This window comes from Vibrio furnissii CIP 102972 (genome assembly GCF_000176175.1).
GTDB classification, from domain to species: domain Bacteria; phylum Pseudomonadota; class Gammaproteobacteria; order Enterobacterales; family Vibrionaceae; genus Vibrio; species Vibrio furnissii.
This window is the reverse complement of sequence record NZ_ACZP01000013.1, coordinates 461,810-483,534: the sequence shown is the minus strand read 5'-3', so window position 1 is coordinate 483,534 and position 21,725 is coordinate 461,810. Positions and strand designations below refer to the sequence as shown.

The 21,725-nt window shown below is 49.9% G+C and carries 19 protein-coding genes; 7 read left to right on the top strand and 12 right to left on the bottom strand.

All coding sequences use genetic code 11. The annotated features are described in order from the left end of the window. Positions 1–39: 39 nt before the first annotated feature. Both VFA_RS06195 and queD read right to left on the bottom strand, forming a co-directional pair. Complete coding sequence (locus VFA_RS06195; RefSeq protein ID WP_004725712.1) at positions 40–873, bottom strand: alpha/beta fold hydrolase; 834 nt, start codon at positions 871–873, stop codon at positions 40–42. Positions 874–1,193: 320 nt separating this feature from the next. Then, complete coding sequence (gene queD / locus VFA_RS06190; protein ID WP_004725710.1) at positions 1,194–1,559, bottom strand: 6-carboxytetrahydropterin synthase QueD; 366 nt, start codon at positions 1,557–1,559, stop codon at positions 1,194–1,196. A 282-nt stretch (positions 1,560–1,841) separates the two neighbouring features. Here queD and VFA_RS06185 point away from each other — a divergent pair, with 282 nt between their 5' ends. Then, positions 1,842–3,455, top strand: coding sequence for a methyl-accepting chemotaxis protein (locus VFA_RS06185; RefSeq protein WP_038151074.1), 1,614 nt, complete (start codon positions 1,842–1,844; stop codon positions 3,453–3,455). A gap of 164 nt (positions 3,456–3,619) precedes the next feature. Next, complete coding sequence (asnS, locus tag VFA_RS06180) at positions 3,620–5,020, top strand: asparagine--tRNA ligase (protein ID WP_004725706.1); 1,401 nt, start codon at positions 3,620–3,622, stop codon at positions 5,018–5,020. An 80-nt stretch (positions 5,021–5,100) separates the two neighbouring features. On the opposite strand, the gene VFA_RS06175 is transcribed toward asnS, so the two are convergent. Then, a complete protein-coding gene (locus VFA_RS06175; RefSeq protein WP_004725704.1) occupies positions 5,101–5,310 on the bottom strand; it encodes a hypothetical protein in 210 nt (69 codons plus the stop codon). Positions 5,311–5,655: 345 nt separating this feature from the next. Here VFA_RS06175 and VFA_RS06170 point away from each other — a divergent pair, with 345 nt between their 5' ends. Then, entirely contained in the window at positions 5,656–5,955 is a 300-nt protein-coding gene (locus VFA_RS06170) for a hypothetical protein (RefSeq protein WP_004725702.1), read from the top strand. Between the two features lie 400 nt (positions 5,956–6,355). Beyond that, complete coding sequence (locus tag VFA_RS06165; protein WP_004725700.1) at positions 6,356–7,546, top strand: amino acid aminotransferase; 1,191 nt, start codon at positions 6,356–6,358, stop codon at positions 7,544–7,546. A gap of 85 nt (positions 7,547–7,631) precedes the next feature. On the opposite strand, the gene VFA_RS06160 is transcribed toward VFA_RS06165, so the two are convergent. Next, positions 7,632–8,249 (bottom strand): hypothetical protein, encoded by a 618-nt coding sequence (locus VFA_RS06160; protein ID WP_004725699.1) that lies wholly within the window; start codon positions 8,247–8,249, stop codon positions 7,632–7,634. Between the two features lie 177 nt (positions 8,250–8,426). On the opposite strand from VFA_RS06160, the gene VFA_RS06155 reads away from it, so the two are divergent. Both VFA_RS06155 and VFA_RS06150 read left to right on the top strand, forming a co-directional pair. Continuing rightward, positions 8,427–10,316, top strand: coding sequence for a DUF294 nucleotidyltransferase-like domain-containing protein (locus tag VFA_RS06155; RefSeq protein WP_004725697.1), 1,890 nt, complete (start codon positions 8,427–8,429; stop codon positions 10,314–10,316). 9 nt (positions 10,317–10,325) lie between these two features. Then, positions 10,326–11,042 carry a 3'-5' exonuclease gene (locus VFA_RS06150; protein ID WP_014204999.1) on the top strand — a complete coding sequence of 239 codons (717 nt, stop codon included), beginning with the start codon at positions 10,326–10,328 and terminating at the stop codon, positions 11,040–11,042. Positions 11,043–11,150: 108 nt separating this feature from the next. Here VFA_RS06150 and VFA_RS06145 read toward each other — a convergent pair whose 3' ends face one another. Continuing rightward, the gene (locus tag VFA_RS06145; protein WP_004725693.1) at positions 11,151–13,034 is read right to left on the bottom strand and encodes a methyl-accepting chemotaxis protein; all 1,884 of its coding nucleotides are present in this window, start codon (positions 13,032–13,034) and stop codon (positions 11,151–11,153) included. Between the two features lie 202 nt (positions 13,035–13,236). Further along, positions 13,237–14,814, bottom strand: coding sequence for a BCCT family transporter (locus VFA_RS06140; protein WP_004725692.1), 1,578 nt, complete (start codon positions 14,812–14,814; stop codon positions 13,237–13,239). Between the two features lie 380 nt (positions 14,815–15,194). Here VFA_RS06140 and VFA_RS06135 point away from each other — a divergent pair, with 380 nt between their 5' ends. Then, complete coding sequence (locus tag VFA_RS06135; RefSeq protein ID WP_014204998.1) at positions 15,195–15,671, top strand: MarR family winged helix-turn-helix transcriptional regulator; 477 nt, start codon at positions 15,195–15,197, stop codon at positions 15,669–15,671. A 100-nt stretch (positions 15,672–15,771) separates the two neighbouring features. Here the strand turns inward: VFA_RS06135 and VFA_RS06130 are convergent, their stop codons facing one another. From VFA_RS06130 to VFA_RS06105, 6 genes are all read right to left on the bottom strand, one after another. Further along, positions 15,772–16,410 (bottom strand): response regulator, encoded by a 639-nt coding sequence (locus VFA_RS06130; RefSeq protein WP_004725689.1) that lies wholly within the window; start codon positions 16,408–16,410, stop codon positions 15,772–15,774. Further along, the gene (locus VFA_RS06125) at positions 16,394–17,761 is read right to left on the bottom strand and encodes a cache domain-containing protein (RefSeq protein ID WP_004725687.1); all 1,368 of its coding nucleotides are present in this window, start codon (positions 17,759–17,761) and stop codon (positions 16,394–16,396) included. Before VFA_RS06125 ends, VFA_RS06130 begins: the two co-directional genes overlap by 17 nt. A gap of 104 nt (positions 17,762–17,865) precedes the next feature. Further along, positions 17,866–19,149, bottom strand: a complete 1,284-nt coding sequence (locus tag VFA_RS06120) for a TRAP transporter large permease (protein ID WP_004725685.1) — start codon at positions 19,147–19,149, stop codon at positions 17,866–17,868. Between the two features lie 12 nt (positions 19,150–19,161). Beyond that, positions 19,162–19,701 carry a TRAP transporter small permease subunit gene (locus VFA_RS06115; RefSeq protein ID WP_038151068.1) on the bottom strand — a complete coding sequence of 180 codons (540 nt, stop codon included), beginning with the start codon at positions 19,699–19,701 and terminating at the stop codon, positions 19,162–19,164. Positions 19,702–19,805: 104 nt separating this feature from the next. Then, complete coding sequence (locus VFA_RS06110) at positions 19,806–20,894, bottom strand: TRAP transporter substrate-binding protein (protein WP_004725682.1); 1,089 nt, start codon at positions 20,892–20,894, stop codon at positions 19,806–19,808. 372 nt (positions 20,895–21,266) lie between these two features. Beyond that, a complete protein-coding gene (locus VFA_RS06105) occupies positions 21,267–21,656 on the bottom strand; it encodes a hypothetical protein (RefSeq protein WP_004725680.1) in 390 nt (129 codons plus the stop codon). Between the last annotated feature and the right edge of the window lie 69 nt (positions 21,657–21,725).

The window sequence follows — 21,725 nt, the reverse complement described above, 5'->3', positions numbered from 1 at the left end:
ACGCAAAAGCCGCCCGATTGGGCGGCTTTCTTCATTGACTTATTGTTGGATGAAACGCAACAGGTCTTGATTGATTTGGTGTTTATGGGTGGTACAAATACCGTGTGAGCCACCTTGGTAAACTTTCAACTCTGCATGAGGCAGCTGCGCAGCTGCCGCTTGACCACAGGTTTCAAACGGGACGATTTGGTCGTCGTCGCCATGAATCACCAATGTAGGAATAGTCATCGCTTTCAAATCTTCACGCAAATCCGTTTCAGAAAATGCTTTCACACAGTCATACAAGGCTTTGATTGACCCTTGCATGCCCTGACGCCAGAAGCTGTCTCTCACACCTTGCGACGGTTTAGCTCCCGGACGGTTGTAACCGAAAAACGCTTCGGACAGATCGCTGAAGAACTGTGAGCGGTCTTCTTCGACACCGCGGCGAATGCCATCAAACACTTCAAGTGGCACACCATTTGGATTGAATTCGGTTTTCAGCATGATGGGGGTAATCGCACCAATTAAGACCGCTTTGGCCACACGTGCAGTGCCATGACGTCCAATGTAGCGCGCCACTTCGCCGCCGCCAGTGGAGTGACCCACATGGATGGCATTTTTAATATCCAGATGCGCCATCAATTCAGCGAGGTCATCTGCATATTGGTCGAGATTGTGACCTTCCCAAGGTTGTGACGAGCGGCCGTGGCCACGACGGTCATGCGCAATCACGCGGTAACCCTGTTGTGCAAGAAACAGCATTTGATCTTCAAATGCATCCGAGCTCAACGGCCAGCCATGACTAAACACAATCGGTTGACCTTCACCCCAATCTTTGTAGTAAAGCGATGTGCCATCTTTTAAAACCAAGTAGCCTGAGTTGTTCATCATAAATCTCCACTTAAATCGTAATACATCTGTTTTTGTTGTCGTTGTTGTTTTGACAGGGCTTATGCTGCGCCGAAAGCCCCTACGTGTATAACGGAATTAATCGATGGGATTGATGAAAAAAATTCTCAGACCTTGTGCCATGGATGTGATTATACTCTTTCCCCGTATGCCTGCTTTTAAGGGCATCACCTCATTCGTGAAGCCCGCTTTTGCCGTCACTGAATGCCACGTGATAGTCACTTGATGCCAGTGGATAAGAAAAGCAGACACAAAAAAAGCCAGTCGTTAAAAGACTGGCTTCGTCGCAATTTGCTCAGGGCTTAGGCGTCGCCGCTGTAGATACAACCTGCGGTGCAGGTTTCTTTAATTTCGACTTTGCTCAGCAACGGCAAGCTTGGCTTGAGCTGTTGCCAAATCCATTTCGCCAGCACTTCGCTGGTTGGGTTTTCCAAACCGTCAATGTCATTCAGGTAGTAATGGTCGAGACGATCGTAAATCGGCTTAAACGCAGCCTTGATTTCAGCAAAGTCGACCAACCAACCCGTATGAGGATCCACGTCACCTGCAACATACAGGCGAACCAAAAAAGAGTGTCCGTGCAAGCGACCACATTTATGGCCTTCCGGCACGTGTGGTAAATGGTGAGCTGCTTCAAACATGAACTCTTTGTAAATCTCGGTTTTCATCTTGGTTCTCGGGCTTTCAAAAGAGACGCAATACTACGGAATCTCGCTCTGTGAGACAAGTCACTCCATCAGTAATTCCACACTTTCGAGTACGCATCGCGCTCTTATTAGCGTCGTAAATATGGCACCGATGTCAAATTTTTGAGCGCAATGTTGCTGCGTCACATTTCTAAAAACCATATTTTGTTTGTGGTCACAGTAACTTAAGTTTCATTTTTGCACTACTTTACTTTAACGCTATATTCACATCGTCAACCCTACATTAAAAACTATAAGCGAATCATGAGCTCAACCATTACAACTAAGCTTTTGTTGACCCTAATTTCCGTTTTCGCCATGGTGTTGGCTGGCTCAACCGCCTACCAATATTGGCAACAGCGCGATCTGATCAACTCCGTCCTCAGTGAACAGTTGCACGATAAAGCGAGCAACTATTTTGACAGCCTCAATATGATGATGCTCACCGGCACCATGGCGCAAAAAGAAACATTGCGCCAAAAGGCACTAGCGCAAGATGGCATTGAACAAGTGCGTGTGTTGCGTGCTGACGCTGTCAGCAAGTTGTATGGCCCCGGACAGGAAAACCAAAAACCAGTCGACGAGATTGATCGCCGTGCGCTAGGCGGCGAATTCATCCTTGAGCCCTATGAGGCTAACTGGGGCAAAGGCATTGTGGTTGCCCTGCCGATGAAATCGAGCGAAAGCTATCGCGGTACCAACTGTGTCGCCTGCCACATGGCGCCAGAAGGTGAAGTCCTCGGTGTGATTCGTCTGGAATACAATCTCAACCACCTCAACAAACTCATCAGCCACCGCACACTCATTGGTGTCGGCATCATGGCCGTCATCGCATTGGTGGGCTTTTTGGTCACCATGATGCTGATTCGCCGCATCATCGTCCGCCCGCTACAGCGTACATCCAGCTTCATGAGCCGCGTCAGCGAGAGCAAAAACTTGTCACAACGCCTTGAGCACAGCAAGAAGGATGAATTGGGACAACTCGCCACCGCCATCAACTCGCTCATGGATACGGTGTCTCACAGCTTAGAACAAGTCCAGAAAACGTCTCATTCGCTCGCCAGTTCGGCAAACCGACTCACGGATGTGGCGCAGGTCACTGACCAAGCGGCCAATAACCAGCAACGTGAAACCGCCGAAGTCCAGATCAACATCGAAGAGATGCAAGCCAAACAGAGTGATGTCGAACAAGCCACCGTCGATGCATCTTCGCTCATCAATCACACCACATCGGTCGCACAACAAAGCGCACAGCAAGCGCATGTGGCCAGTCAAGACATCAAGCATTTGGTTGGCGACATTGAGTCGGTGAAAGATAAAATTTCCCAGCTCAATGATCAAACGGGTGAAGTGTCGTCCATTTTGGAAGTGATCAAAGGCATTGCTGAACAGACCAATCTGCTGGCACTGAATGCCGCCATTGAAGAAGCCCGCGCGGGCGAACAAGGACGCGGATTCGCCGTCGTGGCAGATGAGGTACGCAACCTCGCCTCGCGTACGGCCGAAGCCACTGGCAACATCGAAAAAATCATCGCTCAATTCCAGCAAGACAGTGAACAATCGCTTTCGTCGGTCGACACGGTGTGCGCGCAAGCCCATCAACGTTCAGGCGAGGTGGAAGAGTTGTCTGCGGCCATGACCAACGCGGTGTCGGAAATGCAACAAGTGCTGGCCCACGCGCACAGTATTCAAGAGCAAACGCGCCTCACCACGCGAGTCAGCCAAGATGTGCAGGGCAAGATCGAAGTCATCACCCGTCACGCCGATGACACCTCACAATCGGCCACACAAACACGTGAAATCAGCTTGGATCTCGAACAGTTGTCGCAACGCCTGGAATCTTTGCTCAATCAATTTACGCTTTCGCATAAGAAATGAGCGTTCAGAGCACATTAATGGTTGATGCCAGCGAATTGACAGGTAATATGTCCCGTTGAATCTGTAGAATTCAATCCAACCCAATGTTTCGCTTATTTTTTAAACATTAAGCACATTTTAGAACCGTGGGTGGAGTTTTTACCTCAATGGAGACTATATCAAACATGACTTACGCGCCTGTAAAAGACGTACTTAGCGGTAAGCTGGCAGTAGACAGTGAAGTCACTGTTCGCGGCTGGATCCGTTCGCGTCGCGATTCCAAAGCTGGAATCTCTTTCCTTGCCATTTATGACGGCTCTTGTTTCGACCCGATTCAGGCCGTGGTCCCAAATAATCTGAATAATTACGACAACGAAGTACTAAAGCTAACGACTGGCTGCTCTGTTGAAGTAACAGGTAAGATTGTTGAGTCTCCAGCGAGCGGTCAAGCATTCGAATTGGCAGCCACCGACGTAAAAGTGGTTGGCTGGGTCGAAGATGCAGACACTTACCCAATGGCGAAAACCCGTCACTCAATCGAATACCTTCGTGAAGTGGCGCACCTGCGTCCACGTACCAACGTGATCGGCGCTGTGGCCCGTGTGCGTAACTGCCTGTCACAAGCGATTCACCGTTTCTACCACGAGCAAGGCTACTTCTGGGTCTCTGCGCCACTGATCACCGCTTCTGACGCTGAAGGTGCAGGCGAAATGTTCCGCGTATCAACGCTAGACATGGAAAACCTCCCTCGCACAGACGCAGGCAAAGTGGACTACAACGAAGACTTCTTTGGTAAAGAAACGTTCTTGACTGTATCGGGTCAGCTCAACGCTGAAACTTACGCGTGCGCACTGAGCAAAGTCTACACCTTCGGTCCGACGTTCCGTGCTGAAAACTCAAACACCAGCCGCCACCTTGCGGAATTCTGGATGGTTGAGCCTGAAGTGGCGTTTGCTGAACTAGACGACGTGGCGAAACTGGCAGAAGACATGCTGAAGTACGTCTTCAAAGCTGTTCTGGAAGAGCGTCGTGATGACCTTGAGTTCTTCGCTCAACGCATCGATAAAGAAGCGATCACTCGTCTGGAGCAATTCGTTGCTTCTGATTTTGCACAAGTGGACTACACCGACGCGATCCAAATCCTGCTTGATTCTGGTCGTGAGTTCGAATTCCCAGTTGAATGGGGCATCGATATGTCTTCTGAGCACGAGCGTTTCCTTGCTGAAGAGCACTTCAAAGCGCCGGTTATCGTGAAGAACTACCCGAAAGACATCAAAGCGTTTTACATGCGTCTGAACGACGACGGCAAAACCGTTGCAGCAATGGACGTACTTGCCCCTGGCATCGGTGAAATCATCGGTGGCTCTCAACGTGAAGAGCGTCTAGACGTTCTGGATGCACGTATGATTGAAATGGGCATCGATCCTGAGCACATGAGCTGGTACCGCGACCTGCGTCGTTACGGCACCGTACCGCACGCAGGCTTTGGTCTCGGCTTTGAGCGTTTGGTGTCTTACGTGACTGGTATGGGCAACGTCCGTGACGTGATTCCATTCCCACGTACACCACGTAGCGCAAACTTCTAATTTGGTTCTAACCAAGATCGAAGTTAGTTTGAATAAAGAAAAGCCTCCGCATGCGGAGGCTTTTTTGTATCTGCGTTTGGCTATGAGTCGATGTCCATTTTGGCCGCGTAGCGCACGCTCAGTACGCAAATCGCCAACATCACAAATGGGATCGCCGCGGCGGTGTATTCGGTCCAAAACAATCCCGCAAACGACTTGGCTAAAATCAGGTGTGCGAAAATCAGGATCAGCGCACTGAGAATTGCCACGCCAATCAACTTCACTTCGGGTCGAATCGATCTGTTTTTCATCTTTGCTCCTAAGCTAGCAACTACCCTAACCCATTGAAGCACAGCCGCTTCTCAACTGCCTAGAACAGATCCCAACGATAAAAGCGATACAGTTGATGTCATCTCAATACCTGCTCCACATCGCGCCCCAAACCGAACGAATCGCCCGCACATTCAACACCTGAATGACCATCCATCATGGTCACTCCGGAATGAGCCGCCACGTTGCGATGAAAGCCTCCCGCCTTAATGTGATTTAAGTCACACATATCATATGTCGGTTTGCTACATTATGACTCCGATTGCAAAGCGCATCGCCTTGATGCGCTCAAACGACTGAGTACGTGCCACTGAAGAGAGGCGAGCATGAAAACGATCGATGAGAACAAATTGGATTATCGCGGCGAAACAAACGGGATTCATCAATGGAATGCCCCAAGCGGCCAACCTTACTATTGGCATCCCGACTGGCTGCACATTGCTGAAGACACCACCGGACAAAAAGCGCCAACCCCACTCGACATCAAACCCGGGCAAACCGCGACCAAACAGCACGCGATTGCCGCGATTCTCAAACACATCAATCAATGGGCAGCGGATCAGTTCACCAAACATGGCGACATTGAAACGCAAGCACACGAATCTGAATTCAACCTCAAGCGATAGTGCACAATTTAATCAGGGCGGCACTTATATCCACTAAAGTGCGCCCGTTTCTGGCCCATGAATGTGTAAAAATCACGCACAGTGGCCGCCCAATGCCGACGATAACGATTGCATAACAATTTCTTTACGCATCTTTCGACACAACACCTGTATTTCTGAGCATTTCCGTCATTTGCACGCTGCGCACTTTTTCATCATCACATCAATAAAATTTAAAAATCCCTGCTTTTTATCGCAGATTTTTCATCGAAAACGATCGCTTTTTCTGACCTTCAACGCCAAATGAAAATTTTTTGAATTTTTCTGTTACGCGCAGTTGTCACAGGTATTTCAGAAAGGTATAAATACGATAAATTTCGATGAAATTTCCCCCCCTCCTTAACTAACATGGATGAGCATTATGTTTGAAAAAGTTGTCGCGGCCCCGGCTGACCCCATTCTTGGCCTCACTGAAGAGTTTAAAAAAGATCCTCGTGTAGAAAAAATCAACCTAGGCGTTGGTATTTACAAGAATGAAGCCGGTGAAACACCAGTTCTTGCGACAGTGAAAAAAGCAGAAGCAGCACTGCTTGAGTCAGAAAAGACCAAATCTTACCTCACAATTGAAGGGACTGCAGAATACGGCCTAGCGGTTCAAAAACTGCTCTTTGGTGCCGACTCTGACATCGTGACCCAAAAGCTGGCAAAAACAGCTCAAGCGCCTGGTGGTACCGGTGCACTGCGTGTTGCGGGCGAGTTCATCAAACGCCAAATCGGCGATGTTAAGGTGTGGATCAGTAACCCGACATGGGCAAACCACCACGGTGTGTTCAACGCAGCGGGTCTAGAAACCGTACAATACGCTTACTACAATGCAGCAGCGAAAGACAAAGACTTCGCAGCCATGGTTGCAGATCTAGAAAACGCCTCAGCAGGCGATGTGGTTCTCCTGCACGGATGCTGCCATAACCCAACCGGTATCGATCCAACCGCAGAAGAGTGGGAAGTTCTGGCGAAGTTGGTGGCAGACAAAGGCTTGCTGCCGATGTTTGACTTTGCGTACCAAGGCTTCGCAAAAGGTGTGGAAGAAGACGCGGCTGGCCTGCGTACATTTGCGAAATACAACAAAGAAATTCTCGTTGCGAGCTCATTCTCGAAAAACTTCGGTCTGTACAACGAGCGCGTTGGTGCATTCACCATCGTTGCAGAATCTGAAGGCGTGGCGACGACTGCATTCTCTCAAGTGAAAGCAATCATCCGTTCAATCTACTCGAACCCACCTGCACACGGTGCTGCGGTGGTCACTCACATTCTGAACAACGCCGCACTGCGCGCAGAATGGGAAGCAGAAGTCACTGAAATGCGTGAACGCATTCAAGAGATGCGTGAACTGTTCGTGACCACGCTAAAAGACATCGGTGTCACCGCAGACTTTAGCTTCATCGAACGTCAAAACGGCATGTTCTCTTTCTCTGGCCTGAGCAAAGAGCAAGTGGCTCGCCTGAAAGATGAATTTGCGATTTACATCGTCGGCTCTGGCCGTATCAGCGTTGCAGGCATGACGAAGTCAAATATGGCACCGCTGTGTGAAGGCATCAAAGCCGTCTTATAAGCACCGCGATGGTCATCTGTAAAAGCCGGCAAATGCCGGCTTTTTGTTTTTGCATCATCGGTTCTGCGGCGTGTTGCAGCGTGACTTAGTAATTGAAACGCAGCGTCAGCGCCATTTCATTGATGTAATGCCCTTCCCCATCACGATAGGCAATAAACCCGCCCAAGGCCACACGGCGAAACAGGGCGTAATCCGCGCGCAACGTCGCGATGTTTTCATCCTGCCACTGATTGCGAATGGCTTCCCCCGTCAAGCTCATCTCAAACTTGGGCGTGACGGCATAACGTAAACCGATATCCGCGCTGTATACAAAATCAGTTTCGTTGTCACCCTGTTCGACTCGAATGCGTACCCCGCCAACTTTCACATGCGTCACCAAGTCCAGTTGCTTCGCCAATGACCAGCGATAACCGCCCCCAAAACGCAATTGATAGCGTTCAATGGTATCGTCATCCGGGTGATAAAACCGAGCGCTGTAATCACCAACCAACAACCCATTGGTCTCTTGCCATTTATAGCTGGCGCCAAGCCCCACACTCGTCACGTTGTCGCTTTCACCCTTCGCATACAACCCCGTGACACTCCCAGAACTGAGGTGTGCATCCAGATAATCGTATTGCAATGGCAATTGTTCATTAAGGCGATGGGCAGACACGGTTGATGCAACAGCGAATAGCATCATGATTCCCCAACGTTTTCTCATCACAGGCTCCTTGTGTCGAACGTCTTCGATCAATCTTAGTCCAAACCGTGCTATGCGACTGCGATATCTTGAGCAATTCTGCGGGAAGACAAAATTTCGTGTAGAATTAATGGTTTCCAACACCGCCAAGCTGTGTCTGTTTGAGAAACATGCACGACGTAACGACAGGAGCCCAAGATGGAAGCCGAACTTTTAGAAATAAAAAACTTCCTCACCCAATACCCGCCTTTTAGCGACCTCCCCGAGGAGACGCTGGAAGCGATCGCCCATAGCGTCGAAATCGCCTATTACCGTCAAGACACCCCCATCATTCGCTTTGGTGATCACATCGAAGACTTGTTCATGGTGCGCAGCGGTGTGGTGGAAGTCTACCGACGCAAAGGTGAGCTATATAACCGCCTGACCGAAGGTGGGTTGTTTGGACAAATGGGACTGCTGACCAACAACAAAGTCCGCTTTCCAGTGACGGCCATTGAAGATACCTTGGTGTACTGCATTCCCGAAGCGATGTTCCAATCGCTGTATGAAGAGCACGATGCCTTTGCCGATTATGTTGAAGTGCAAGACAACGCCCGCCTGCGTCAAACCGTGTCCAATACTGCTGAGCAAAACGACCTCACCACGGTAAAGGTCAAACGCTTGATTACCGGCGATGCGCCCTATGTGCATAACACGGCAACGATCCAAGAAGTAGCGGTAAAAATGGCGGAAGAAAACGTCTCGTCCGTCTTGGTCATCGACCCGGAAATTTTGCAAGACGAAGAAGATGACAGTCGCCCGCTGATGGGCATTTTGACTGATCGTGACCTATGCCGCCGCGTCATTGCAACCGGCATCGACCACAACGAGCCGGTGACCACCGTGATGACCACGGAAGTGATCTCGCTCGATCACAATGCCTATGTGTACGAAGCCATGCTCACCATGCTGCGTTATAACGTTCACCACCTGCCGGTACTAAAAGAACAGACCCCAATTGGGATCATCGATTTAACCGACATCGTACGTTACGAATCGCAAAACTCTCTGCTACTGGTGAGCAGCATTTTCCAACAAAACACCATCGCCGACTTGGCGCAAATTTCAAAGCAGGTGAAAGACAGCTTCGTGCGCATGGTCAACGAAGACGCGAACTCCCACATGGTTGGCACCGCAATGTCGGTGATTGGTCGAAGCTTCAAGCAACGCATTATTGAACTCGCCGAGGAGCATTTAGGCACTGCGCCGATTCCTTACTGCTTCCTTGCGCTAGGCTCAATGGGGCGCGATGAGCAATTGATCGTGACCGACCAAGACAACGCCATTATTCTCGATGACAGCTACGATGAAAGCGAACACGGCGACTATTTCGCAGCGTTAGCTAAGTTCGTTTGCGATGGCCTTGATCAATGCGGGTATAGCTACTGCACCGGCGACATCATGGCCACCAACCCAATGTGGCGAATGACCCGCCAAGAGTGGGAAGCATGCTTTGCAGATTGGATTGATGACCCTAATCCAAAAGCGCTGCTTAACGCCTCCATCTTCTTTGATTTAGATGGCGTCTATGGCCGTTTGAAATGGGCAGAGCAACTCAACGGATTCATCGTCCGCCGCGCCCGTCGCAACAATCGATTCTTGGCGTGTCTGGCTCGAAACGCGCTCAACCGCACGCCGCCGCTGGGCTTTTTCAAAGACTTCGTGATGGAAAAAGATGGCCGCCACAACAACTCCATCAACCTCAAACGCCGTGGGACCGCGCCGCTCGCCGACTTGATTCGTGTACATTCACTCGCCGTCGGTTCGCGCGCGAAGAACTCGTTTGAACGACTAGATGACATTATTGACGCAGGAATACTGCCCAAAGGCCGTGGACAAGATCTGCGGGATGCCTTGGAGTTCATCTCCATGGTACGTATTCGTCACCAAGCCATCGATGTGGAAAACGGCATTGACCCAGACAACAACATCGAGCCAGAAAACTTGTCGGAATTTGAACGTCGAAATTTGAAAGATGCGTTTCAGATCCTCAGTAACGCGCAAAACTTCCTGAAGTACCGCTATCAGGCAAGCAACAGTTTCAAATAGGCAGCGATCATGAAAAGACTTTTTCAAGCGCCCAGCATCGACTGGCCGTACAAATACCGGGCCAAGCAGAACGTGGTCAGTCACCCGTGTCTGCAACGGTTTTATGCAGCCACCCTCCCCGATGGCAACACACCACTGAGCGAGGTGGAATTCGTGGCGATGGATTTTGAAACAACCGGCCTGAGTGTCGACAAAGACGAAATCATCACGATTGGCTTGGTCCCTTTCACTTTGGAGCGCATTTACCTCAATCGCGCCAAACACTGGACCGTGCGCCCACGTCAAAAGCTGGATGAACATTCCATCGTCATTCATGGGATTACACACAATGACATTATGGATGCCCCCGATCTGAGCGACATTTTTGAAGAGGTGTTGGAACACTTGGCGGGGCGTGTATTGGTGGTCCATTACCACCGCATCGAACGTGAGTTTCTTGACCGAGCGCTCAAGCGCCGTATCGGCGAAGGGATTGAATTTCCGGTGATTGATACGATGGAAATCGAGACGTTAATTCAAAAGCGCCTGACGGCGGGGCTGTGGAACCGACTGCGCGGCAAGAAACCGGAATCGGTACGGCTGGGACAATCACGCATGCGCTACGGGCTGCCCGCTTATACGCCGCACCACGCGTTGACCGATGCCATTGCCACCGCAGAACTGTTGCAAGCTCAAATCGCGCATCACTATTCCCCTGACCAGCTCATTCGCAACTTTTGGCTCTAAATGCGACAACGCATCCGTTCGCTCCTTCCCCCCCCCAATGCGATAGACAAAGTGCAAATACACAAAAAGGAGCCAAAGGGCTCCTTTTTCTTCATTCGCGTTTCAACCTTACAGCTTGAAGCGACGAATTTCTTGTTCAAGTTCAAACGAGAGCTGAGACAATTCAGCCGCTTGAGAAGCCGCTTCGTGCGCTTCTTGAGCCAGATCGTTTGACACATCACGGATGCCTTCAGTGTTACGCGTGATCTCAGAAGTGACCGATGCTTGTTCTTCAGCCGCCGATGCAATCTGAGTCGCCATATCACTGATGTTTTCAACGGCATTGTGAATCTGCGTCAGGCTTGCCGCTGCAGAGTTTGAATCATCCACACTGGTATCCGCTAGCATGCGGCTATCATTCATGATCCCGACAGCTTTAGACGTTGTGCCTTGCAGCGTCTCAATCATGGTTTGAATTTCTTTGGTTGAGGCATGCGTTCGTTGGCTCAGCACGCGAACTTCATCTGCAACCACCGCAAAGCCACGGCCTTGATCGCCCGCACGCGCCGCTTCGATCGCCGCGTTCAGTGCCAACAAGTTGGTCTGCTCTGCGATATCCTGAATGGTCGACAAGATGGTGCTGATTTGATTGCCGTGCACTTCAAGTTCTTGAATCACACCCGTTGCAACTTGAACTTCTTGTGCCAAGGAGTGAATCGAGTTTTGAGTTTGAGAAACCTGCTTCGCGCCATGAACACAGGCGCTGACCGCTTCAGACGAATTCTGTGCGGTGTTCTCTGAGTTGTTTGCAATCTCTTGCGTCGCCGCAGCCATTTCATTGATGGCGGTCGCCACCATGTTGATTTCGTCCTGCTGCATGCGAATCCGTGCGCTACGCTCTTCTGCGTGCGCCGCGGTCATTTGCGACTGAGACGAAAGCGATTGAGAGACATGGCTCAGCTTCATCACCATGGCGTGCATGTTACCAACAAAGGTGTTGAAGTTGGTCGCCAGTTGGCCCACTTCGTCATCGCTGCGTGGTTCAAGACGTTGCGTCAAATCACCCTCGCCCGATGCAATCTCGGCCAGTGCTTTCGACACGCGGCCCAAGTCGCGGAACAGGAAGCTCACCAACCAAGAAACAATCAGCACCACAATGATGGTGATGATGACCGCTGTCACCAACAGACCGGTCAACAATTGCATGTGCGATGCAAACTCAGTGTCTTTGTCCATCTGCACTGCAAATACCCAAGGGGTGTTCGGTACTTTCGTGAAGTAGAAAAACTCGTCATTGCCTTTACGCGTCAGCGTGATCAGTTGATGCGCGGCCGCGGCGTTTTCAATCGTGCCCATGGTCAGCGATTTAGAAAAACTGTTCACGGGTTTCAGCAGCAGATCTTTGTTGGGATGCGCCAGGAACGTGCCGTCTTGCGTGTCAATCAGCATCGCGTACGCGTTATCACCCGCATCGATACTCAACACGTCGTTGATCAACTGGTCGATCAAGACATCTGCACCCACAACGCCCGCAAACTGGCCGTTTTGACGAACTGGTTCAGCAATAGTCACCAACAACGCATTGGTGATCGCGTCTTTGTAAGCCGTGGTGATGATTTGTTTGCCCGCGCTGTTGGCATCTTTATACCAAGGACGCGTGCGAGGATCGTAGTCCGCACGATTACGTTCAGGGTGTGAACGATACATCTCCCCCTTTGGCGTACCAAAGAAGATGTCGTCAAATCCGCCCGCTTTACGTGCTTGTTGGAGGAACGGAACAACATCGGATTGGTTCGTGTAATCATTGAACGCAGAGGAAATTTCTTTACGGATGCTAATCCAGTCAGAAATCCCTTTGGACGCTGTTTCAGAGATGGCCACAGCGCGGTCTAGGACACCGCGACTGGTTTGTTCTTTCAATTGATCGGCAGACAACCACGTCAATGCACCAGCCATTACGACCACTGCAGACAGACTTGCGCCGATGAGTTTTTGTTTTAATGTCAGTTTCATCGCAATTTCTTGTAAGAATTCGGAACAATTCGTGTCAGATATTAGCTACATTTTATTGCCGTTGCACGCATTAAGTAAAAATCCGTTCACAATCGATTAAGTGTTTGCTTTCACAGATATTTAACCCGTCAAAAGGCTGACAGACGTCAATTTACAAACCAAAAAAAAGCCGGCCTAAGCCGACTTTTGATTCATTCGATGATTAACGTTCAAACCGCTCGGTTCGCATCCCTAAGATGAGGCTGACACACATCAGCAGCAGCACGATGGTAAATGGTAACGCAGTTGAAATGGCGCCAGCTTGCAGCGCTTGAACCGCTTCTGTTCCCCCGATCCACAGGAGCGCAATCGCGATCGCACCTTCCATCAATGCCCAGAAGATACGTTGTAGAACAGGCGCATCCAACTTACCCCCCGCGGTAATGCTGTCGATCACCAATGAACCCGAGTCTGATGAGGTAATAAAGAACACCAGAACCAGTACCACGGCAATCACAGACAAAATAGTACCGTAAGGCAGCACATCAAACATTTGGAACATCGCCAGCGAAACATCCGTTAGGCCTTTCGTGCCCAGCTCACCCACTTGGTTCACCACTTGATCCACTGCCAAGCCACCAAAGACCGACATCCAGATCAGTGTCACAGCGGTGGGGACCAGTAGCACTGCGGTAATGAATTCACGCACTGTACGACCTTTCGAAACACGCGCAATGAACATGCCCACAAATGGCGACCATGAAATCCACCAAGCCCAGTAGAATACCGTCCAACCTTGGAACCACGCTTCGTCGGTACGACCATGTGGGTTACTCAGTGGAATGATATTTTCAATGTAAGCCATCAGTGTGGTTGGAATTGACGCGAACGTGACCGCATAACCAATCAACGCCACCAGAATCAGTAGCAAGAATGCCACCACCATGTTGATGTTGGAGATCACTTTGACCCCGCCATCAATGCCGCGAATAACCGAAAACGTCGCCAACAGTGTGACGCCGATGATGACGATCACTTGAAGGCCAATGCCCGCATCAATACCAAAGACGTGGTGAATACCACTCGCCGCTTGCTGAGCCCCTAAGCCCAACGATGTCGCTAGGCCAAACAAGGTCGCCAGCACGGCTAAAATATCCACAATGTGACCCGCCCAACCCCATGCGCGATCGCCTAGGATAGGATAGAAAATCGAACGAATCGATAGTGGCAAGCCTTTGTTGTAGCAGAAAAATGCCAACGACAAAGCCACGACGCCGTAAATGGCCCAAGGGTGAAGCCCCCAGTGGAACATGGTCGCGCCCAGCGCCAATTTTGCCGCTTCTGGTGAATTGGCTTCCACGCCCAGTGGCGTTTCATACCAACCGGTAAAGTAAGCAACCGGTTCTGCCACACTCCAAAACATCAAGCCGATACCCATACCAGCAGCAAACAACATCGACAGCCATGAAATGAATGAGTGATCAGCCACTGCGTCTTGACCACCTAAGCGAATCTTACCGTAGGGTGACACCACCAGCGCCAAACAGAAAATCACAAAAATGTTACCGGACCAGATAAACAGCCAGTCAAACGAGCCAATGATTTTCCACTTAATGCCATCCAGCGCAGTTTTCGCCGTGTCCGCATCGACCACCAAAGTGGCGAGCAAAAACAGCATAATCAAACCCGCACTGATACCGAATACAGGGTTGTGAACGTCAAACCCCCACTTTTGGACATTGTCCTGCCCGACGGTGTAATCGGTACTGTCGATACTGTACTTATCGATACCTTTCGTCATTTGTCCTCTCTTTTATTGATTCCAGATTGAACTCTATAGCCATGACAACGAAATAAATTCACTTTCAAACCAGTAAATATATTTCGTACTCATAACTATCAAGCGCACTCAAAGTTGACCTACATTTTACATACCAAGCGGTAAAGATCTACTACAAGGCGAATTTATGACCTGATTTTTATTAAAAACACTAACGAACGTTTATATATTAAACAAATATAGTAGCTAATTAATTCGTACACAAAACATTTCACATCATTTGACACACCACAAAATAGCGTCAAATCGTCGATAAAAAAGTATGAAGTCAACACTTTTCATCCGTCTTCAAGTGATGTATCGTCGCGCCTAAATTCTCCTCTACGTTGTGGATGACCATTGTGGAAAAACATGAAGAAGTACTGGTCGCAATTCGCCAGATCATCCGAGCCATTGACCTACACTCTAAGAAGCTTAGCAAAAGCGCCGGATTAACCGGGCCTCAATTAATTCTGATGCGTTCAATTCAGGATTTGGGGGAAGTGACGATCCGTGAGCTCTCAAAGCACACGAACATGAGTCAGGCGACTGCAACAACGATTCTTGATCGCCTTGAGCGCAACGGCTACGTCCAACGTATTCGCAGCAGTACTGACAAACGCAAAGTGCACGCGCACCTGACTGAGCCGGGCCGCAAGTTGCTGGCTGAAGCACCTCAGCCTCTGCAAGAAGATTTCGTCGAACGTTTCCATCAGTTGGAAGATTGGGAACAGTCACTGCTCCTCTCTTCGGTGCAGCGATTATCAGCCATGATGAATGCCGAGAAGATTGATGTGGCACCGATGCTGGAAATTGGCAGCATCACCAAGCCTGAATAAACAGTGCAGCAACACCATTCCCTTGCGGACATAGAAAAGGTTGGGCTATCCCAACCTTTTTTCGTTTCGGCTCACGACCAGCGCATTCACAATCAGCGGCTTATTCCAACAAGCCTCGCTGGCTCGCATAGTGCGCAAGCTCAGCAGTCGAATGAATATCGAGCTTGTGTTTAATGTTTTGGCGATGCGTTTCCACCGTGCGATAACTGATGTTCAGCAGGGAGGCGATTTTCTTGCTGCTGTGACCTTGTGCGACCAGCTTCAGCACGGCTTCTTCGCGGCGACTGAGCGGGTTTGGTTTCTGCGCCGAAGGGATCACCTCCTGCGTAAACAGCGTTTGCGTGACGGACTCGCAAAAATAGGTTGAGCCTAAATTGACCGTTTTGATGGCCTGCACCATGTTTTCGGCTGAAATTTCCTTGAGCATGTACCCCACCGGCCCCGCCTGCATGACTTTCATGATGTATTCCCGATTGTCATGCATGGTCAGCATCAACACTTTGGCATTGGGTACCTCTTCTTTGATCAACCGCGTCGCATCAATGCCATTCATAATGGGCATGCTGACGTCCATCAAAATGACATCTGGACGATGCTGCTTGACCACGTCAATCGCTTCCAAACCATTACTGGCTGTCGCAATGACCTCGATTTCCGGCTCCATTTCCAACCGGGCCATAAACCCTTCCAGGACCACTCGGTGATCGTCGACGATCACCACACTAATTGGCTTTTCCATACACTAATCCATCCAGATTCAACAGCACGGTGATTTCAGTCCCAAATCCTGGTTCGCTCATCAGCTCCAGTTCACCGCCTAAAAATTCGACTCGCTCTCTCATATTGCGCAGCCCGATACCGCGTTTGACACGTGCGTCTTTGATTGAAAAGCCCACACCGTCGTCACGAATCATCAATTGCAGCAGACCGCCCATTTGCTGAATCATCACACTGACTTGCTTGGCATGCGCGTGTTTCTCAATATTGTTCAGCGACTCTTGTACGACCCGATACAGCGTCGTCGCCACATCAGACTGCAGCCGCGTGCTTGGCAGTGTATCAAAATGGGTGTCGGCCAAAATGCCGGAGTGCGACTGAAAATCCTCCAGTAGCGTGACGATTGCCGCTTGTAAACCAATGTCATCCAGCGCACTGGGGCGCAAATTGTGGGAAATTCGTCGCACCTCGTTGATCGCCGTGATCAGCGACTGCTGCGCTTTATCCACGTGCCCCGAGAGCGTGTCGTCTTTCAGCTTATGACCTAACAGCTCCAAATGACATTTACTCGACACCAATAACTGATTGATGCCATCGTGAAGCTCTCGCGCCAGATGTTTCTTCTCATCTTCCTGAAACATCACCGTTTTATGGGCTAATTCTTTGAGGTTTTTATCCGCAAGGCGGTGCTCATGCAGATTGATTGCCAGCGTCAGGACAATGATCACCGCAACGGTCACCGCCAGAATCACCATCACTGAAAAGAAGGTCGTGTCGATGTTTTTGTTGATCGTCGCCTGCATTGCCGCGACTTCCTGACTGACATCTTCGATATACAAGCCGGTGCCAACCATCCAGCCCCATTTGTCTAACCATTCCACGTAACTGAGTTTCGGCACCACTTCACCAGAAGAGGGTTTCTGCCACAAATATTGATGGAAACCACCACCGGATTGCGCCTGAAACAGTAACGCTTCAATCAGATAATCACCTTCGCGATCTTGCAGTTTCAGCAAGTCTCGGCCAATGAGTTCAGGTTGTGTGGGGTGAACCAAATTGATGCCTTTCGCATCATAAGCAAAGAAATAACCGTCAGAGCCGTAACGCAGCTTGGTGAGGACTTTTTTGACTTTTGATTTCGCTTCATCATCGGAAAGGTTGGGATCGTTATAGACGAGTGCAATGGCATCCAACGCCATATCCACACTGTCTTTGAGTGCCGTTTCGCGAGCTTTGATCAGATTGGCGCGAAAAATTTCCACTTCGCGTTCCCCCAAGCTTTTGGCTTGATGGATGGATATCCAGCTGATACTGGCCGTCACCAACAGCAGCGGCAACAAAGTCAGCAGGATCAATTTGACTTTAAGAGGCATTCCTTTCCCCATAAAAAAACAGCTTACTGAACATCAGTAAGCTGTTTTACTGTAGCAAGTTGTCAGCAGACTAAGAAATGCGAAGTCGACAACCTCGAATTCGATCACATTCCATAGAAACTCGGGAATACCAAGAGTGACGCCAGCACCAGAATCTGAATGGTGATGAATGGCATCACGCCGCGATACACATCCATCGTGGTCACCGATTTCGGCGCTACCCCTTTGAGATAGAACAAGCTAAACCCAAAAGGCGGCGTCAGGAACGACGTTTGCAAGTTCATCGCCACCAAAATCGCAAACCACGTCATGTCGATGTCCAACAAACTGGCGACTGGCGCAATGATGGGCACAATGATGAAACAGATTTCGACGAAATCGATGAAGAAGCCCAAGATCAGAATCACAATCATGGTGACGATTAAAAAGCCCCATTTATCGCCCGGAATGCTGAGCATCCACTCTTCCACCAGCAAATCACCCCCGGTGTAGGTGAACGCCATGGAAAACGCCGTCGCACCCAGCAAAATCGCAAACACCATCGCCGTGACCTTCACGGTTTCTTTCGATGCATCGTACACCATTCGCCAACTGAACTGACGATAAGCGATTGCCAGCAGCAACGCGCCCGCGCCGCCCAGCGCCGCCGATTCAGTGGGCGTCGCCACACCGGCAAAAATCGAACCCAATACCACAATGATCAGCGCCAAGGGTGGAATCACCGCTTTCAAAGCCTGCACCACTTCTTGAGAGCGGCTCATACTGTCATCGCGTTCAATCGGCTGCGCCGCCATCGGGTTGAGTTTGGCATAAATCAGAATGTAGAGAATGTAGGCGCCAACCAAGACTAATCCCGGCCACAGGGCGGCTTGGAATAAGTCGCCCACGGGCACGCCGAGTACATCCCCCAACAAAATCAACACGATGGACGGCGGAATAATTTGTCCTAAGGTGCCCGAGGCACAAATGGTGCCGCATGCTAACCCTTTGTCGTAGTTGTATTTAAGCATCACCGGCAGCGAAATCAGCCCCATCGCCACCACCGAAGCACCAACCACGCCTGTCGACGCCGCTAAGAGCGCGCCCACTAAGACGGTCGAAATCGCAATACCGCCACGCACGCCGCCAAACAACCGCCCCATGGATTCGAGTAGTTGTTCCGCCAGTTTGGTCTTTTGCAACACCAAGCCCATGAACACAAACAGCGGCACGGCCATCATGACCGTATTTTCCATAATGGATTGAATGCGATATGGCATGAAGGCAAACATCTCGATCCCTTCCGCCCACACACCAAAAATTAACGCAATGCCGCCAAACGTAAAGGCGACAGGAAACCCTAATAGCAGCGCAAACAACGCCACAAAAAACATCACAATACCAATCATCGCGTCATCCTTTTACTTCGAATCATGGAGGTCTGAATGCATCAGACGTGGATTCACTACTTTGTTGACGGAATGCAGCAACAGCCCCAATCCACTCACCGCCATAAAGAAAAATGACAACGAAATCACTGATTTGATCAGCCAGCGATGCGGCAAGCCGCCCGGATCGCCCGACATCTCGCCCAGTTCAAAACTCTCTTTGGCGAAATCAATCCCGAAATACATCACGAGCAGACAAAACGGCAGGAGGAAAATCAACGTGCCGACGACATCGACCATCGCTTGCGCTTTATAAGACAGACGTTCATAAATGATGTCGACGCGCACATGGCCGCCCGCTTTAATGGTGTATGGAATGCCCAACAAAAACACCGCTGCAAACAGGTGCCATTCAAGCTCCTGAAACGCAATCGACACATCGTTGAAGACATAACGCATGACGACGTCATAAACCACGTTGGCCACCAGCAAAATAAACAGCACACTGGCGACCCAACCCCAGAAATCACTGATACGATTGATCAACCTTTCGATATAAATGAGACTTCTCATTCCTCACTCCCTGGAAAACGGAAAAGTGCTCCGCGTAACGCACGCGTTCGCGGAGCTTGTCGTTATAGTTTTTAATCTGTGCGCGAGATTGGCTCCCAGCGGTCTTACTGCTCGCTATTGAGATAAGCGCGCGTTGAAATATCCGTCCACGCACGAACCTGTTTCATGTAGCTCGCTTGAGATTCCTGAATCTCTTTGGCTTGTGGGTCTGCCGCTGCATGTTCTGCTAGCAGACGATCATTTGCAGCACGGAGCGCATCAATCACTGCCGGTGGGAAAGTTTTCACTTTCACGTTCGGATATTCGGTGGTGATCGATGCCCAGTTCTTGCCACTTTCATGAACCGACTGGGTGTACATGTCGTATGCTGCCGTGCGCATTGCCACACGCAGAATCTCTTGTAGGTCCGCTGGCAAACGCTCCCAAGTACGCTTGTTCACCAAAAATTGCAGCTCGGTCGCTGGCTCATGCCAACCGGTGTAGTAATACGGTGCGATTTTGTGGAAGCCCATGCGCAGGTCAAGTGACGGGCCAACCCATTCCAGCGCATCGATGGTGCGACGTTCCAGCGAGGTATACAGTTCACCCGGTGCGATGTTGGTCGGTTTAGCGCCCACTTCAGCTAGCACTTCTCCCGCAAACCCCGGAATACGCATCTTCAGCCCTTTCAGGTCGTCGACGGTGTTGATCTCTTTTTGGAACCAGCCGCCCATCTGCACGTCTGTGTTCCCGCCGGGGAAAGACAGCATATTGTGCGGCTCATACACTTTCTCCATCAGTTCCATACCACCACCGTAGTAGAACCATGCATACTGTTCTGGCGGCGTCATCCCGAAAGGCATCGAAGTGAAGTAAAGTGTGTTTGGAACTTTGCCTTTCCAGTAATAAGAGGCCGAATGGCCCATGTCGTACTGACCCGATTTCACCATGTCAAACACGCCCAGCGGCGCTTTGTGTTTGTTGGCAGAATCAATGCGGATTTGCAGGCGGCCGTTTGACATTTTTTCCGCCATTTCAGCCATGTTTTTTGTTGCATCGCCGAAAATGGGAAAGTTTGGCCCCCACGTTTCCGCCAGTTTCAAACGGTAGACTTTCTCCGCAGCGTTTGCAGAGGCAGAAAACAGAGCGAAGCATGTCGCAACCGCCGCGAGGCCGGTGACAACACGTTTTACAGATTGATGAATCAGACTCATTATTCACGTCCTTTTGTTATTGTTCCTCAGCTCATGCGAGCCAATGGGTTCGTTGTCACTGTGGAAGAACTCAACGCAAGAGGAAATGAGCGTGATTACGCATTCCGATAACATCGAAAACAGCGCATACCACCAAGGTCGTAGGTAGAACTACGTAGCTAATCCGCTAAAATCAATGATAATTGATTGATTAATTGAGATTTAATGAAGAGAAGGTTGAATTGAATAGGATAGAAATACGTAGTTGTTTTTCGCCACGTACTTGATACAGAAAGTGATCAAAACTGTGATGAACGACGAATCGCGCCCAACAAAAAGCCTCGGCTAAACCGAGGCTTTTTGCGTACAAACTGTCGTTATCGGCAAGGACACTTAGTTCGCTTTGTAGATAACTTTGTTGCCTGCCAGTTGCTCTTTCACCACAAGATTTTCATCCAGCAGTTTTTTCAGAGCGCCGGTGGCCCAAGAAGCAGCTTTTGCATCTTCTTGACCAGCAGCCAGACCAATCGACTTAGGATTGATGCCTTCTGCATTCGCAACAACGATATCCAGTACCTGTTGCTGCTTTGGAGTTAACGCTACGTCTACTTTTGTCGCTGCTGCAACTTTTTCTGCGACAGGTTTCACGGCCGCTTTCTTTTCAACAACAGGCTTCGCAGTTACAGGCTTTGCTGTTTTAGGCGCTTGAGCCAGATTCGCTACAATCGCTTTAATGCGTTTTTGCAGTTTAGCCTGCACGTTACGCTTATGAGCAAGTCTCATCGAGTATGTCTCCATTTCACTGCACAAGGCGCAGTGGTGAAAATTTGAAGCGCGTTTTATAACAAAATT

What these genes read in the sequence shown, in the direction of transcription:
- VFA_RS06195 (WP_004725712.1), bottom strand. Translation starts at nt 873, where the DNA reads ATGATGAACAACTCAGGCTACTTGGTTTTAAAAGATGGCACATCGCTT.
- queD (WP_004725710.1), bottom strand. Translation starts at nt 1,559, where the DNA reads ATGAAAACCGAGATTTACAAAGAGTTCATGTTTGAAGCAGCTCACCAT.
- VFA_RS06185 (WP_038151074.1), top strand. Translation starts at nt 1,842, where the DNA reads ATGAGCTCAACCATTACAACTAAGCTTTTGTTGACCCTAATTTCCGTT.
- asnS (WP_004725706.1), top strand. Translation starts at nt 3,620, where the DNA reads ATGACTTACGCGCCTGTAAAAGACGTACTTAGCGGTAAGCTGGCAGTA.
- VFA_RS06175 (WP_004725704.1), bottom strand. Translation starts at nt 5,310, where the DNA reads ATGAAAAACAGATCGATTCGACCCGAAGTGAAGTTGATTGGCGTGGCA.
- VFA_RS06170 (WP_004725702.1), top strand. Translation starts at nt 5,656, where the DNA reads ATGAAAACGATCGATGAGAACAAATTGGATTATCGCGGCGAAACAAAC.
- VFA_RS06165 (WP_004725700.1), top strand. Translation starts at nt 6,356, where the DNA reads ATGTTTGAAAAAGTTGTCGCGGCCCCGGCTGACCCCATTCTTGGCCTC.
- VFA_RS06160 (WP_004725699.1), bottom strand. Translation starts at nt 8,249, where the DNA reads ATGAGAAAACGTTGGGGAATCATGATGCTATTCGCTGTTGCATCAACC.
- VFA_RS06155 (WP_004725697.1), top strand. Translation starts at nt 8,427, where the DNA reads ATGGAAGCCGAACTTTTAGAAATAAAAAACTTCCTCACCCAATACCCG.
- VFA_RS06150 (WP_014204999.1), top strand. Translation starts at nt 10,326, where the DNA reads ATGAAAAGACTTTTTCAAGCGCCCAGCATCGACTGGCCGTACAAATAC.
- VFA_RS06145 (WP_004725693.1), bottom strand. Translation starts at nt 13,034, where the DNA reads ATGAAACTGACATTAAAACAAAAACTCATCGGCGCAAGTCTGTCTGCA.
- VFA_RS06140 (WP_004725692.1), bottom strand. Translation starts at nt 14,814, where the DNA reads ATGACGAAAGGTATCGATAAGTACAGTATCGACAGTACCGATTACACC.
- VFA_RS06130 (WP_004725689.1), bottom strand. Translation starts at nt 16,410, where the DNA reads ATGGAAAAGCCAATTAGTGTGGTGATCGTCGACGATCACCGAGTGGTC.
- VFA_RS06125 (WP_004725687.1), bottom strand. Translation starts at nt 17,761, where the DNA reads ATGCCTCTTAAAGTCAAATTGATCCTGCTGACTTTGTTGCCGCTGCTG.
- VFA_RS06120 (WP_004725685.1), bottom strand. Translation starts at nt 19,149, where the DNA reads ATGATTGGTATTGTGATGTTTTTTGTGGCGTTGTTTGCGCTGCTATTA.
- VFA_RS06115 (WP_038151068.1), bottom strand. Translation starts at nt 19,701, where the DNA reads ATGAGAAGTCTCATTTATATCGAAAGGTTGATCAATCGTATCAGTGAT.
- VFA_RS06110 (WP_004725682.1), bottom strand. Translation starts at nt 20,894, where the DNA reads ATGAGTCTGATTCATCAATCTGTAAAACGTGTTGTCACCGGCCTCGCG.
- VFA_RS06105 (WP_004725680.1), bottom strand. Translation starts at nt 21,656, where the DNA reads ATGAGACTTGCTCATAAGCGTAACGTGCAGGCTAAACTGCAAAAACGC.